Source organism: Rhodococcus sp. NPDC059234, from assembly GCF_042754225.1.
GTDB lineage: Bacteria > Actinomycetota > Actinomycetes > Mycobacteriales > Mycobacteriaceae > Rhodococcus_G.
In genome coordinates, this window is record NZ_JBHZAH010000055.1 from 17,150 (window position 1) to 31,210 (window position 14,061).

Genomic DNA, 14,061 nt, shown 5'->3' on the forward strand with positions numbered 1-14,061 from the left:
CGTTCCCGGCCGGCAGGCATGATGGTGGGCGATGTCCGACGAACACACCCCCGACAACGCAGACCCGAGCACCGGACCCGCGAACGACGCGCAGGCCCGCGACGGCGTGGCGCCCGACGGTCCCCGACCGCTGGTGACCCGGCTGTCCGGACGCCACATGTCGGCGCGCACGACCCGGCGCGGGTTGATCGCGGTCGCGTTGGGCGCGGTGCTCGCCGCGATCGCCACCCTGGTGATCTCCGGCGGCTTCCACGGCGGCAGCGAACTGACCGCCCACCCCAGCAACGGCGGACCGATGTCCACCGGCGCCGTCGCGGGCAAGGCGTTCGGCACCGCGGGCACGGGCGACTGCCTGACCTGGACGAAGGAGGATGCCAGCGACCTGACCAAGGTGGACTGCTCGGACAAGCATCTGTTCGAGGTGGCCTCCGAGGTGGACCTGAGCATCTTCCCCGGCGCCGAGTTCGGCCCCGGTTCGCGCTTCCCCGGCGTGCTGCGTTTCTCCCAGCTCCGCAACGAGCACTGCGCGCCCGCGGTCGTCGAGTACCTCGGCGCCCGGTACGACCCCAACGGCAAGTTCAGCGTCGGACTCATCAACCCCGGCGAGGCCGGCTGGGCGGCCGGCGAGCGCACCCTGCGCTGCGGGCTGCAGCGCTCGAGCACCACCGGCACTCCGCTGCCGATTGTCGGGACCGTCGTCGGCCAGGACGAGTCGAAGGTGTGGGACACGGGCACCTGCATCGGCATCAACCAGAACGTTCCCGCGGACCCGGTCGACTGCTCGCAGCCGCACGCGTTCGAGGTCATCTCCGTCGTGGACCTGGGCGCCAAGTTCCCCGGCGGGTACCCGGCCGTGCCGGACCAGGACAAGTACCTCGAGGAGACCTGCACCCAGGCCGCCAACGAGTACCTCGGCTCCCCCGACGCGTTGCGGAACAAGACCCTCACCCTGTTCTGGGACAACATCGAGCTCAGCAGCTGGCTCGCGGGCAGCCGGAAGGTCAACTGCTCGGTCGGCAAGGAACTCGACAGCGGCGGGTTCGCACCGATCACCAACAGCGCCAAGGGCGACATCCTGATCAACGGCGCGCCGCCGGTGCCGCCGCCGGCCACCCCCGAGGGCCGCTCGCTACCGGTGCCGCTGCCCGGCGCCGCTCCGCTGGGGAACTGACGTGGCTGTCGTGATGACCGAGGACCGCTTCGAGGAACTGGTCTCGGAGGCGCTGGACCTGATCCCGCCGGAGCTGGCTCGGGCGATCGACAACGTCGTCGTCCTGGTCGAGGACCGCGACGAGCACGACCCCGGCCTGCTCGGGCTCTACCACGGCATCGCGCTGACCGAGCGCGACAGTCACTACGGCGGCGCGCTGCCCGACACCATCACCATCTACCGCGAGGCGCTGCTCGAGATGTGCGACAGCGAGGAGCAGGTGGTCGAGGAGGTCGCGGTGACGGTCATCCACGAGATCGCGCACTACTTCGGCATCGAGGAGGAGCGACTGCATCAGCTCGGTTGGGGCTGACGCAGTCGCATTCGGCGGAACCGCGGAGTCGTTCGCGGCGTCCTATCTCCTGACGGGTCAACATCGACGAGCACGCCTCGCCGAATCCACCGAGGAGGCCGAGACCATGCCAGGCCACGTGTACGTCTCTCCTGATGCCCTGATCTCCGCTGCCGTGCAGCTCGAGTCCCTCGCGGAACGCCTCCGCGCCTCGGTCGAGGCCAACGGCCCCGCCCTGCACATGGCGCCCGCGGGCACCGAGGAGGTGTCGACGACGGCCGCCGGCTTCTTCAACTCGGTGGCGGACAGCTTCCTCCCCTCGGCCGCAACCGGCATCACCGAACTGTTGACCGCCGCCGCGGCCCTGCGCAGGCACTCCGCCGAGTACCAGGGCCTCGACCACAGCTTCGGCGCCGCGCTCGCCGAAGGCATGTGACGCCCAGCGGACAGGGACCCGAGGAGACAACGACATGACCATGGGATTCACCGGCGTCGTCTGGTTGCCCCGCGGCGCCACCTGGAACTCGACCGCGCTCAACGCGGGCGTCGGACCGGTCCAGCTGGCCGCGGCGAGCTCGGCCTGGACGGCCCTCACCGCCAGCCTGGCCGACGCGACCGCCACGCTCACCAAGGTGATGGGCGAGCTGGGCGCCGGCTGGCAGGGCCTCGCCTTCGACACCGCGCTGTCCAAACTCGTCCCGTTCCACGCCTGGACCGCGACCGCGGGCGCAATGGCCGCCACGACCGCCGCCAAGGCCGCGACCGAGGCCGGCGCGCACACCGTCGCCCGGATCGCGATGCCCAGCCTGGCGGAGATCGCCGCGGTCAAGACCGCGAAGGCGGTCGCGTACACGACCGGCGGCGCGCTGGCGGGTGCCGGAGCCGCCGCCGAGGCCGCCGACCGTGCGATGGACGTCCGGGCCGCGCTGGTGATGGAGGCCTACGAGGCCGCCTCGGCCATCGTGGCGACGCCGCAGAGTTTCAGTTCCCCGCCGCCGCTGGCCAGCGGCCCCGGCGCGGCTCGGGCGGAGGCGCCCGCCGCGGTCCCGCCGAGCACGATCGCCGCGGACCCCTCGGTGAGTCCCGCGCAGGCCGCCCTCGGCGCGGTGCTGGCGCAGGCGCAGAACCCGGCGGTGGTCAGCGTGGCCACGCAGGCGGGCAGTGTCGCCGGATCCGGCCTCAGCACGGTCGCCTCGACCACCGCGTCCCTCGCGCCCTCGGCGATCTCCGCGTTCGCCGGCGGCGCCGCCGCCGGCCCCGTGCCCGGCGGGACCGCGACGGGCGGGCCCGGGGCACGCGCGTCGGCCGGTGGCTCCGCGGCCACCCGGGCGGTCGGTGCGGCCGGCGTCGCGGGTGCGCGGGGCGGCAGCGGGATCGGCCCGGCTGCGCCGTCCGGCTCCGGCGGGGTCGGCCGCGCTCTCCTGCCCGAGGGCTGGGGGGCGTCCTCGGCTGGCGGCGCCCCGGCGCCTGTGCTCGGGCGCGGCGGCGCCCCGACCGCGGCGGTCGGTCCCGACGTCGCACGCGCGGACCCCGCCGCGGCCACGACCCGCGCTGGCCAGCTGGGGTCGGCGGCCACCGGCCGCGGAATCGGTCAGGACGACGAGGAGCACCGCACGCCGGACTACCTGAAGGGTTTCGAGCATTTCGGCGACGGGCGCGTGGTGATTCCCTCGGTCATCGGGGCGGATCCTCGGTGAGCCCGCTCGTCACATCGGTGAACCGCCTCGAGTCGGTGACGCTCGGCCTCGACGAGATGGACCTGCTGGTCCATCTGCTCGGGGTCGACGAACTGCCGGTGGTGCTCGATGCCGGCTCCCGCTTCGACTCGTCCACGGCCCGCGACGCCGCGTTCGACAGGGCCCACGAGACGCTGACCGAGCGTGGTCTGCTGCCCGCGGGAGCGCCGCACCCGGACCTGGCGGACTGGCTCGGGGTGCTCGCCCGACCGCGTGCCGAGGTCGCGCTTCGCTGGTACACGACCGGCCGGGCGGAGGTCTCGCGACTGTGCCTGGTCTGGGCGGCGGCCGGCGACCTGCTCGTCCTGCGCGGCCCGAATTCGTATGTGCTGCAACCGCACGATGGTCGAGGGCCGGAGCTGCTCCTCGACGCGATCGGATGCTCGGTGCCGCTGCGCTTCGGTCCGGTCAACGCACCGACCGAGCTGCTGATCGGCGCGCTCGAGGACTGCGCGAATCACGTGTCCACGGCCCGACGACTGGCCGAGCTCGGGGTCGCCGAGGCCGACGCGGGCACCCTCGCGACGGCGTTGGCCGGCAGCCGAGCCCACGCCGAGGTCGTCGGGATCCGGCACGCCGACGCCGCGGTGACGCAGGTCGGCGGACCGGTGACGGCGTTCGACACCGACCGGGGCCGGATCGTCGGGACGTCGAGCGTGTCCGCGGACGGGGTCGCCTGGTCCACGCTCGGCCCGGGCAGCGACGCCCGGTTCCGTCGGGCGGTGGCGGACCTGATCGCCGAACTACGCTGACCGCACCGACACCGCGCGGACGCTCACGCACCGAACCGCAACGCCACCTTTCCCGCCGCGGACCGGGTCTCGAGGGCCCGCAACGCCTGCGCCGCCTCGTCGAGCGCGAACGTGACGGGCTCCGTGATCCGCAGCTCACCGGACTCGAGCAGCGGACCGAGCTGGGACCACTGCCGCGCCGGGTAGTCCGGAACCGCCCGCAGGTACTCGCCCCATCCCGCCCCGAGAACCGAGACATTGTTCAGCAGAAGGCGATTCACCTTGACGGTCGGGATGTCGCCGCCGACGAACCCGAGCACCACCAGGCGTCCGCCGGTGGCCAGGCTGCGGATGCTGTCGGTGAACCTGTCGCCGCCGACGGGGTCGATGACGATGTCGACGCCGCGGCCGCCGGTGATCTCCCGGACGCTCTCGCGCCACCCCTCGACCGGCACGACGTGGGTCGCGCGGTTGGCCCGCGCGACGTCCGCCTTCGCCTCGGTGCTCACGACCGCGATCGTCTCCAGGCCCAGCGCGGCCGCCACCTGCAGCGCCGCCACCCCGAGGCCGCCGGCCGCGCCGTGCACGAGCACGGTCTCGCCCGCGACGTACCGGGCCCGCTCGACCAGCGCGAAGTGGGCCGTCATGTAGTTCATCAGGAAGCCGGCGCCCGCGGTGAGCGAGACCGCGTCCGGCAGCGGGTACACCGATGCCGGCGGCACCGCCACCGTCTGCTGCCAGGCGCCGCCCGGGGCCAGCACCGCCACCCGGGCGCCGACCGCGACGCCGGAACCGGCGGGCGCGCTGCGCACGATCCCCGCGCCCTCGACGCCCGGCACGAACGGCAGCGGCCGCACCACCTGGTAGCCACCGGAGGTCTGGAGCAGGTCGGGGTACGAGACGCCCGCCGCGTGGAGGTCGACCACGACCAGACCGTCGCCGGCGGGTTCGTCCGTTTCCACGACGCACACACCGTCGGGACCGATCGTCTCCGTTACGTGAACCGCCTTCACCAACGCCTCCTCGCCCGACTGTCCGCGTCCGCACGCGGATCCCCCCATCCGTACCAGAACGTAGATCGACCGGACCGCGCGACCGCCCGGATGGGTCCGCCGATCTCGCGGCCGCACCGCTGGAATCGAGCGCCGGACCTAGCAGGCGCTCCCGGTGCACGGCTTCTCGCCCCTGAACAGCGCCGCGACGAAGGGCGTGCTGTCGGCCTCGGAGGCGGGCACGGTGCCGAGGTGGTCGGCCGGGTAGGTGTGGAACGCGAAGTCGACCCGGTTCGCCGTCAGGTCCGCAACCAGCTTGAGCGTCAACGGGATCGGGACATCCAGGTCCTGCTGGCCCTGGCCGATGAAGACGGGGCGGTCGTAGCCGCTGGTCGGCACGGTGAGGATGTCGCGCGCCGCGCTGACGAACGCCGGGGTGTCGATCGACCTCGAAAAGAGCTGGCCGATCGAGACGTCGGCATACTTCGCCCGCGCGTCGGAGTAGCAGATGTTGTTCTCGACGTCGTCGAGGATGGCCTTGCCGAGCGGGCTCAGGTACGAGTCGATGTCGACGTCGGGACGCGCGGCGCGCAGGCCGTCGAGCGCGTTGGCGATGTAGACCGTGGTGCCCTTGAGCGGCAGCTTCGGGAACGACGGCCCGCCGAGCGGCAGCAGGTTCTCGATGTTGGAGGGCACGCCGGTCGCGACCGCGCCGCGGTAGTCGAGTTCGGGCGCGTACGCGGTGGCGAGATTGGCGGTGAACATGGTCGCCTGGCCGCCCTGGGACTGGCCCATCGCGACCCACCTGCGGGACAGCTCCGGGGTCACCGACCGTGCCGCGCGCACCATGTCGACGACGCTGTGCGCCGCCGAGCGCCCGTCCAGGTACGGGTGCACCCCCTCGGTGCCGAGGCCCACGTAGTCCGTCGCGACCACGGCGTAGCCCTGCGAGAGCCAGTGCCCGAGACCGCGCACCGTCCGGTCGGCCGGCACGTTCGCGCTCGGTGCGCACTGGTCGGCGACGCCGGTGGTGCCGTGCGCCCAGGAGACGACCGGCCAGCCGCCCTCGGGCGCGGTGCCCTGCGGGAGGTAGACCACGCCGGTGCTGAGCATCGGCTTGTCGCCGGGACCCTGCGACCAGTACGTCAGCTGGGATGCCTCCGCGATCCCCGGCAACCAGCGGTCACGGGGCAGTTCGACGTTCTTCACGACGACGCCCGGTGCGCCGGTGGCCGGGGCGGCGCCCGCGGGCGCGGCGGCGCACATCGCGGCGGCGGCAACGGCGGCGGCGCCCGCCATCAGGGCACGCAGTCGACTGGTCAAGTCAGTTCTCCTCACGGTTGTGCGCCCGGTCACAGCACGACCGGTCGATCAGACCATAGAAGTAGCTCTACCAATTGGTCAAGCAATCAGGACCCGGACGGCCTCCACCGGTCGACCTTCGCGGCGACGCCGTCGACGAACAGAGCGAACGCGCTGTCCACCCGGGCCCGGTCGCCGGTCCCGAGCAGGTCCAGCGAGAGCCCGCGCACCTGGGCCAGGATCAGCGTCGCCTCGAGCGGCGCCTCGTCGTCGGGGCAGCCCGCCGCCCGCAGCCCCGTCTCCAACGCGGTGAGCCACTGCCCGACGAACCGCGCCAGGAACCGCTCGTTCTCCGCGGGCTGGAGCACCGCCTGCACGTAGATCTCGAGCATCACACGAAACCGCGGCAGCACGGCGGGATCCGCTCGTGTGGACCACCATCGGGTCAGCAGCGCGATCGGATCGCCGTGCTCGTCGGCGAGCAGCTCGACCGGAATGGACTCACGGCGCATGTTCTCGACGACCTCGGCGAGCAGGTTCTCCTTGCTCCCGAAATGATGGAGCAGCGAGGCGTGCGAGACGCCGACCTCCTTGGCGAGCGGTCGCATCGACAGGCCGAGGACCCCGTGCTCGATCACGTAGCCGGTGACGGCGGCGAGCAGCTCCGCTCGCCTGCCCGCGTACCGCTGGCTGCGCTTGTCGACTCGCTCCGTCACGCTCACAGCCTACGCAGCGCCGAAACGCGTTGAACGGGAGTGATTGCCGCTCACCCCATCGGATCGTCGAGCACGTCCTCCGACGGCGCGAAGAACGGCGGCAGCAGCGCCCCCCAGCGCACACACTTCCAGCCGCCGCCCGGGGTCGGGGCCAGCTCGATGGTCTGGGTGTTGTCCAGGTGGGTGTCCGCGGAGAAGGTGGCGTCCACGTCCGCGAGGTAGCGGGCGACGAGCCGGATGGCGGCGCCGTGACTGACCACCAGGACGTCGCCGGCCTCGGTGGCACGCTCGCCCTCGAGAAACTCCGACCGCAGCGAGCTCACCACCGGCAGGTACCGCTCGAGGATGTCCTCGCCGGACTCCCCGCCGGGGATCCGGGCGCCGAGCTCCCCCGCATGCCAGGAGTGGAACACCCGCGCGAACAGCTCGTGCGAGGCACGGTCGGACCGGTCCTCGAGCTCGCCGGCCTGCGCCTCGTGAATTCCCTCGCGCACCTGCACCGTGATGCCGGACGCCAGCTCGACGAAGCTCGCGGTCTGCCTGGCGCGCAACGCTTCCGACGCGACCACGGCCTTCGGGGGCGGGCCGGTCAGGGCGGTCCCGTAGGCCAGGGCCTGCCCCTCACCGTGCTGGGTCAGTCGCGCGCCGGGCAGTCGCGTGTCCAGCCGCCGGGCGACGTTCGCCTCGGTCTGACCGTGCCGGACCAGGATCAGCTTGCCCGTCACCGTCAGTTCCCTCCGTCCGGCTCGCCGGCCCGGATGCGACGGAGCCACTCGGCCGCCTCCTCGTCCGACGGCGGACGCTGACCGCCGGGCGTCGCGGCCGGCCACGACCCGAGGAACCGCACCGTGTGCTTGCGGTGCAACGCCTTGAGCGCCTCCGCGACCGCGGTGTCCTCGATGTGCCCGATGCAGTCCAGGTAGAACTTGTAGGTGCCGAACTCGACCCGCGTCGGGCGGGACTCGATGCGAGTGAGATCGATTCCACGGGTGGCGAATTCGGACATGGCGCTGACCAGCGAGCCCGGCGAGTTGTCCAGCTGCAGGACCACCGCCGTGCGGTCGTCTCCGGTCGCGGCCGGCGCAGGGCGGGGGCGGGTCACCAGCACGAATCGTGTTCGCGCACCGTCGAAGTCGGCCACCGAGTCGGCGAGCACGGCCAGCCCGAGCCGCTCGCCCGCGAGTGCCGTGGACACCGCCGCGTCCGCAGTCCCGGCCGCCACGTCCTCCGCGGCGCCGGCATTGGACGAGGCGGACTCGACGGCGGCGTCGGGAAGGTTCCTCTCGACCCACATCCGCACCTGGGCGCCCGCCACCGGGTAGGCGCGGATGGTGCGCACCTGCTCGAGGGTGGTGCCGGGGCGCGCGAGGATCGTAAAGCTCACGTCCAGTTCGGTTTCCGCGACGATCTGCAGCCGGTCCTCGACGGCGAGTGCGTCGAGGGTGGGCGGCACCGGCCCCTCGACCGAACTCTCGATCGGAACCACGGCGCCGTCGACGGTTCCCGCGCGCACCAGGGCGAGCGCGGCGGGCGGACTCTGCGCGGCGACCCGCTCGACCGGGCCGTCGAAGGCACCGGAGGACTCGAGCTGGGCGAGGGCCATCTCGGTGAAGGTCCCGGACGGTCCGAAGTAGGCGATACGTGGCACCGGTCCAGATTACGCACCCGCCCCCGGCCGGATCGGACCGTTGGTCGTCGTGGCGCCGAACGGTCCGATCAGGCCCGGAACGCGCCGGCGGTGATGCCGTGCGCGAGCAGGTGCGCCTCGACCGCGGCGGCGTCCGCGACCGCGATCCCCAGCAGTACCTCCCGGACCGCGCCGGCCGCCGCGGCGCTCAGGGCGGCCACGGGTGCCGGGTCCGCGCGGACGTAGGCGGCGCGGATGTCGTCGCCGCGCAGAGCCGCGACCGTCGCCGCCAGGATCGCGACCACCTCTTCCCCGCTCCCGGCGCGGGCGACGAAGCCGGCGTCGGAATGCGCGAGCACGGCGAGGAAGTCGGCCACGTCCACGTCGGCGAGGCCGGTGTCGAGGCCCGGGCGCGCCCCCGCGGCGGCGATCCGCTCGGCCGATTCGGCGGCCCATCCGCGACCCGCACCGTCGGGCTCGACGAACACCGCGAGCGGGGCGGGCAGCGGACGCGGATCGCCCTGGGCGAGCGCGACGGCGTCGTCGAGGTGCCCGAGCGGGCAGTCGACCTCGACGCGCGTGAGCGCCGGGCCGCCCTGCGCGGACAGTCGGTCGAGATCGGCGCCCAGGCGCACCCACAGCGGCCCGTCGGACGGCTCGGCCCCGTCGAGCGCGGCGACCGGCAGGACCGGCGGCCCGAACAGCTCGCCGCGTCGCCGCGCGCGTGCGCCCGCGACGTCGGCGCAGATCTCGGAGAGCAGCCCAGCGAACGGCGGTCGCGGATCGTTCGGGGTGGGGGGATGCAGGGTGAGCAGGGTGGACACGGCTCCACGGTAGCCGCGCGGGTGGGCCTTGCGCGTTCCGGGACCCGGCACTTAACTTAGGCATGGCTAACCTACTGTGACTCCGGACTCCGGGGACCGAAAGGAGCACCGCCCATGACCGCGTCCACCCCGCTCGCCCCGTCCACGGCCGAACGCGTCCGCAGCGCGTGCGCTCGCGCGCGGCCGGCCGTCCTCGCGGTCGACGGCAGCGAGCCCGTCACCGTCCCCGCCGCGCACCTGCGCGCGGGCGGCGACGTGGTCCTCACCGTCCCGACCGACTCCGCCGTCACCGCGCTGAGCTGGCAGGCCGGTCGTGCCGGACTGCCCGCGCTCCTCGAACTCACCGACCAGACCCCGCTGACGCTGCGCGAACCGGTCCGCTCCCTGGTGTGGCTGCGCGGCGCGCTGCACGCCGTACCGCCCGAGGCCTCCCGCGCGCTGGCCGCTGCGGTCGCGGCAGAGCACCCCGACCCCGCCCTCCTCGACGTCGGGCACACGACCACCCTGCTTCGCCTCGTGCTCGGATCCGCGGTCGTCGCGGACAGCCACGGCGCCGAACCCGTGCCGCTCGACGACCTGTTCGCCGCCCGGCCCGACCCCTTCCACGCGGTCGAGGACTGCTGGCTCGAGCACCTCGAATCCGACCACGGCGACCTGATCCGTCAGCTCGAGCAGCGCCTGCCGCGGAATCTGCGCACTGGGCAGGTCCGCCCCCTCGGCCTGGACCGGTACGGGGTACGGCTGCGGATCGAGGGCGCGGACGGGGACAGCGACGTCCGGCTCTCCTTCGACAGTCCCGTCGACGACGCGGACGGGCTCAACCGGGCGCTGCGCCTGCTCGTCGGGTGCCCGTTCCTGAACGGCCTCCGCGCGCGACCCTGACCGACGGCGCTCCGCGCTCCGTGCGCACTTTCACCCCAGGCGGGGTACCGATCGCGCACGGGCGCGAAGCGCTACCGTCACGGGTGTGACCCGGCTCGACGACTGGCTCCGGCCTGCCCCGCACCCGCAGACCGAGCCGGCGCCGGATGCCGCCGAGCGCCGTGCACTGTGGTTCGAGATCACCGTCGTCCTGCTGGTCACCTTCGGGCTGAGCGCGCTGTCGAGCGTGCTGTCGCTCGCCGAGAGCGCGATGGCCCCCGGTGAACTCTCCGACCAGACGGTCGCGCTGAACGCGTCCCGCTCCACCGTCGACTGGATCGACCTCGGCCGCCAACTGCTCGGCATCGTCAAGCTCTGCGCCTGGGCGGCGCTCGGCCTGTACCTGCTCTGGCGCAGCGGACTCGGCCCCGAGAAGATCGGGCTCAGCCGTCGTCCCGGCTGGCGTCGCGACCTGCTGCCGGGGGTCGGACTGGCCGCGCTGATCGGACTGCCGGGCCTCGGCCTCTATCTGGTTGCGACCGCCGTGGGCGCCAACCTCACCGTGCTCCCGAGCACCCTCGACGAGCACTGGTGGCGCCTGCCCGCGCTGCTGCTGTGGGCGTTCGCGAACTCCGCCGCCGAGGAGGTGCTGGTGGTCGCGTACCTGATCTCGCGACTGCGCAGGCTCGGCTGGGGCGAGAACTCCTCGCTGGTCGCGTCCGCGTTGCTGCGCGGCAGCTACCACCTGTACCAGGGCCTCGGCGGCGGCCTCGGCAACGTGGTGATGGGCCTGGTTCTCGGGCGCTACTGGCAGCGCACCGGCCGGTTGTGGCCGCTGATCGTGGCGCACTGGCTGATCGACGCGGTCGCGTTCGTCGGGTACACCGCGCTTCGCGGCCACGTGTCCTGGCTGCCCTGACCCGTACAGTTTCTGTGGTGAACGGCGACCACTTCCAGCCCCGCGACCCCCGGGACCCCCGCGCGGGTCGCGGCGGTGCGCCGCACCCGCAACCGTGGGGACCGAATCAGCCGCCGGCGTCGAACCAGCCGCCACGACGACCGGTGCCGCCGCCCCGACGGCCCGCGGGCCCGCCGCCCGAGGGCACCCAGGTGATCCGCCGCGACGGCAGGCAGGGGCCTCCCGCACGGGCCTGGTCGCAGCCGCCGGACCAGCGCCCCCTCGCGCCGCGGCAGCCCCAACCGCCCCGGCCCGACCACCGTTCGGGCTCGGCACACGCGCCGACCCAGACGCCGCAGCCGTACGTCGATCCGGCGCGGCGGCGCGGCACCCCGGTGCCGCCGCCCCCGCCCGGCCGTCGGCAGGCGCCGACGCCGCCCGAGCAGCCTCCCCGTCCGGCGCGGACCCGCCGCCGGCCGCACTGGGGTCGCCGGATCGGACTGGTGCTGCTGATCGTGCTGGTCGTCCTCGGCGGGTCGGTGTTCTACCTGGACCGCTCGCTGACCCGGGTCGACGCACTGTCCGGCTACCCTGGCCGGATCGCGGACACCCCCGGGACGAACTGGCTGCTGGTCGGCTCCGACAGCCGCACCGGCCTCACCCCCGAGCAGGAGCAGCAGCTCTCCACCGGCGGCGACGTCGGGAACGGCCGCACGGACACCATCATGGTGGTGCACATCCCCGAGAGCGGCGCCGCGACGATGGTGTCGATCCCGCGCGACTCCTACGTCCCCATCCCCGGAAACGGGAGAGACAAGATCAACGCCGCCTTCGCGATCGGCGGACCCCAGTTGCTGGTGCAGACCGTCGAGGAGGCCACCGGACTCCGGATGGACCACTACGCGGAGATCGGGTTCGGCGGGTTCGCCGGCATGGTCGACGCGATCGGCGGGGTGAACCTCTGTGTGCCGTACCCGATCAACGACCCGCTCGCCGGGGTCAACCTGCAGCCCGGCTGCCAGGACCTCACTGGCGCCGAGGCGCTCGGGTTCGTGCGCAGTCGCGCGACCCCACTGGCGGACCTGGACCGGATGAACAACCAGCGCGCGTTCATGGCCGCGCTGCTGAAGAAGGCCACCAGCCTCGGCACGCTGCTGAACCCGCTGCGGGTGTGGCCGCTGGTGACCAAGACCGCCGGTTCCCTGCAGGTCGACGAGAACGATCACCTGTGGAACCTGGCCGGCCTCGCCTGGGCGATGCGAGGCGACCTGGTCACCACGACCGTCCCGGTCGGCGGGTTCGAGGACACCGACTCCGGCAACGTGCTGCTGTGGGACCGCGAGAAGGCCTCGCAGTTCTTCGGTGCGCTGGCCGAGGACAAGCCGATTCCGCCGGAGTTGCTGACCACCAACTGAACCGGCCGTGCCCGGTAGCCTGAGCCCATGAGCAACCCCCGCGAGCGCAGCGAGTTCCACGACCTACTCCGCGAACAGATTCGCAACGAGTTCACGGCGTCGCAGCAGTACATCGCGGTCGCGGTGTACTTCGACGGGAACGACCTCCCGCAGCTCGCCGGGCGCTTCTACAGCCAGGCGAACGAGGAACGCAATCACGCGATGATGATGATCCAGTACCTGCTCGACAACGATCTCGCGGTGCAGATCCCCGGCATCGACGAGGTCGTCACCGAGTTCGGGTCGGTCCGCGAGCCGGTGGAGTTGGCGCTGAACCAGGAACGCACCGTCACCGACCAGGTCACCAGGCTGGCCCGCACCGCCCGCGACACCGGCGACTACCTCGGCGAGCAGTTCATGCAGTGGTTCCTCAAGGAACAGGTCGAGGAGGTCGCCTCGATGACCACGCTGCTGGCGATCGTCGATCGGGCCGGGGACAACCTGTTCAACGTCGAGGACTTCGTCGCTCGGGAGATGAACTCCGCGTCGAAGTCGGACTCGACGGCGCCGCGACCCGCGGGAGGCGGTGCCGCGTAGGCACATTCACTGCCCCCGGGGTGGACCGGGCGCGGATCCGCCGGAACGTTCATGCCGGACAACTCTTTTCACTCCCGGAATGCGGCAGGCGGGCGGCCACCGTTAGCCGAATTCACGAATTCGAATGGCCGGCGGTGACCCCGCCGACCGCGCCGGGAGACCGCACCATTAATTAGGGAACACTGTCCTCAATAAGGCTTCACTTGGATGACAACGGATTTTGACCAGCGATATCGTCGCCGAATGAGCAATAGCGACGACAGCAACGAGACGAAGTTTCACGCACTGCTCCACGACCAGATTCGCAACGAATTCAACGCATCTCACCAGTACATTGCGACGGCCGTGTACTTCGACAACACCGACCTCCCGCAGCTGGCCAAGCATTTCTACACCCAGGCGGTCGAGGAACGTAACCACGCGATGATGATCGTGCAGTACTTCCTCGACCGCGACATGACGGTCGAGCTGACCGGCGTCGACGCGGCGAAGTCCAACTTCGACGGACCGCGCGAGCCGATCGCACTCGCACTCGCGCAGGAGAAGCTCGTCACCGACCAGATCGTCCGCCTCGCGAGCACCGCCCGCGAGGAAGGCGACTACCTCGGCGAGCAGTTCATGCAATGGTTCCTCAAGGAGCAGGTCGAGGAGGTCGCCTCGATGACGACGCTGCTGGCGATCGCGGATCGCGCCGGCACCAACCTGTTCGACCTCGAGACCTTCGTCGCGCGCGAGATGGGCAGCCCGGCGGACGCCGTGGGCGCACCCCCCGTCGCGGGCGGCTCGATCTAAGGCGGCTCCGCCGCAGTGGTGGGGGGGGGGGGGGGGGCCGGGGGGGCGCCCCCCAACCCCCACCCCGCCCGGCGCGACCCCCGCCCCCG

Annotated in this window: 16 protein-coding genes; 10 read left to right on the forward strand and 6 right to left on the reverse strand. The window is 72.5% G+C overall.

Features of this window, described 5'->3' with window-relative positions; translation table 11 throughout:
- Nucleotides 1-157 precede the first annotated feature (157 nt).
- The 5 genes from ACFXGJ_RS13585 (at nucleotide 158) to ACFXGJ_RS13605 (ending at nucleotide 3,990) form a co-directional block, all read left to right on the forward strand.
- Nucleotides 158-1,171 (forward strand): septum formation family protein, encoded by a 1,014-nt coding sequence (locus ACFXGJ_RS13585; RefSeq protein ID WP_378620450.1) that lies wholly within the window; start codon nucleotides 158-160, stop codon nucleotides 1,169-1,171.
- 1 nt (nucleotide 1,172) lies between these two features.
- Nucleotides 1,173-1,523 carry a metallopeptidase family protein gene (locus ACFXGJ_RS13590; RefSeq protein WP_378620407.1) on the forward strand — a complete coding sequence of 117 codons (351 nt, stop codon included), beginning with the start codon at nucleotides 1,173-1,175 and terminating at the stop codon, nucleotides 1,521-1,523.
- Between the two features lie 106 nt (nucleotides 1,524-1,629).
- Nucleotides 1,630-1,938, forward strand: coding sequence for a PE family protein (locus tag ACFXGJ_RS13595; protein WP_378620409.1), 309 nt, complete (start codon nucleotides 1,630-1,632; stop codon nucleotides 1,936-1,938).
- A gap of 34 nt (nucleotides 1,939-1,972) precedes the next feature.
- Complete coding sequence (locus ACFXGJ_RS13600) at nucleotides 1,973-3,199, forward strand: PPE domain-containing protein (protein WP_378620412.1); 1,227 nt, start codon at nucleotides 1,973-1,975, stop codon at nucleotides 3,197-3,199.
- Nucleotides 3,196-3,990, forward strand: coding sequence for an ESX secretion-associated protein EspG (locus tag ACFXGJ_RS13605; RefSeq protein ID WP_378620415.1), 795 nt, complete (start codon nucleotides 3,196-3,198; stop codon nucleotides 3,988-3,990). The genes ACFXGJ_RS13600 and ACFXGJ_RS13605 overlap by 4 nt, the downstream gene beginning before the upstream one ends.
- Nucleotides 3,991-4,013: 23 nt before the next feature.
- Here the strand turns inward: ACFXGJ_RS13605 and ACFXGJ_RS13610 are convergent, their stop codons facing one another.
- The 6 genes from ACFXGJ_RS13610 to ACFXGJ_RS13635 all read right to left on the reverse strand — a co-directional run bounded on the left by ACFXGJ_RS13610 (nucleotide 4,014) and on the right by ACFXGJ_RS13635 (nucleotide 9,430).
- A complete protein-coding gene (locus ACFXGJ_RS13610; protein ID WP_378620418.1) occupies nucleotides 4,014-4,982 on the reverse strand; it encodes an NADPH:quinone oxidoreductase family protein in 969 nt (322 codons plus the stop codon).
- A gap of 138 nt (nucleotides 4,983-5,120) precedes the next feature.
- The gene (locus ACFXGJ_RS13615) at nucleotides 5,121-6,260 is read right to left on the reverse strand and encodes a lipase family protein (RefSeq protein WP_378620453.1); all 1,140 of its coding nucleotides are present in this window, start codon (nucleotides 6,258-6,260) and stop codon (nucleotides 5,121-5,123) included.
- A 110-nt stretch (nucleotides 6,261-6,370) separates the two neighbouring features.
- Nucleotides 6,371-6,979 (reverse strand): TetR/AcrR family transcriptional regulator, encoded by a 609-nt coding sequence (locus ACFXGJ_RS13620; protein WP_378620421.1) that lies wholly within the window; start codon nucleotides 6,977-6,979, stop codon nucleotides 6,371-6,373.
- A gap of 50 nt (nucleotides 6,980-7,029) precedes the next feature.
- Nucleotides 7,030-7,704, reverse strand: a complete 675-nt coding sequence (locus ACFXGJ_RS13625) for a histidine phosphatase family protein (RefSeq protein WP_378620424.1) — start codon at nucleotides 7,702-7,704, stop codon at nucleotides 7,030-7,032.
- Nucleotides 7,705-7,706: 2 nt separating this feature from the next.
- Nucleotides 7,707-8,627 (reverse strand): prephenate dehydratase, encoded by a 921-nt coding sequence (pheA, locus tag ACFXGJ_RS13630; RefSeq protein WP_378620427.1) that lies wholly within the window; start codon nucleotides 8,625-8,627, stop codon nucleotides 7,707-7,709.
- A gap of 68 nt (nucleotides 8,628-8,695) precedes the next feature.
- Nucleotides 8,696-9,430: a hypothetical protein gene (locus ACFXGJ_RS13635; RefSeq protein ID WP_378620431.1), complete on the reverse strand. Its 735-nt coding sequence runs from the start codon at nucleotides 9,428-9,430 to the stop codon at nucleotides 8,696-8,698.
- Nucleotides 9,431-9,544: 114 nt separating this feature from the next.
- On the opposite strand from ACFXGJ_RS13635, the gene ACFXGJ_RS13640 reads away from it, so the two are divergent.
- From ACFXGJ_RS13640 to ACFXGJ_RS13660, 5 genes are all read left to right on the forward strand, one after another.
- Nucleotides 9,545-10,312 (forward strand): DUF2470 domain-containing protein, encoded by a 768-nt coding sequence (locus ACFXGJ_RS13640; protein WP_378620435.1) that lies wholly within the window; start codon nucleotides 9,545-9,547, stop codon nucleotides 10,310-10,312.
- 85 nt (nucleotides 10,313-10,397) lie between these two features.
- Nucleotides 10,398-11,210, forward strand: a complete 813-nt coding sequence (locus ACFXGJ_RS13645; RefSeq protein WP_378620439.1) for a CPBP family intramembrane glutamic endopeptidase — start codon at nucleotides 10,398-10,400, stop codon at nucleotides 11,208-11,210.
- Nucleotides 11,211-11,401: 191 nt separating this feature from the next.
- Nucleotides 11,402-12,604 carry an LCP family protein gene (locus ACFXGJ_RS13650; RefSeq protein ID WP_378620457.1) on the forward strand — a complete coding sequence of 401 codons (1,203 nt, stop codon included), beginning with the start codon at nucleotides 11,402-11,404 and terminating at the stop codon, nucleotides 12,602-12,604.
- Nucleotides 12,605-12,631: 27 nt separating this feature from the next.
- Nucleotides 12,632-13,180 (forward strand): ferritin, encoded by a 549-nt coding sequence (locus ACFXGJ_RS13655; protein ID WP_378620443.1) that lies wholly within the window; start codon nucleotides 12,632-12,634, stop codon nucleotides 13,178-13,180.
- Between the two features lie 243 nt (nucleotides 13,181-13,423).
- Entirely contained in the window at nucleotides 13,424-13,972 is a 549-nt protein-coding gene (locus ACFXGJ_RS13660; protein WP_378620445.1) for a ferritin, read from the forward strand.
- Nucleotides 13,973-14,061 lie beyond the last annotated feature (89 nt).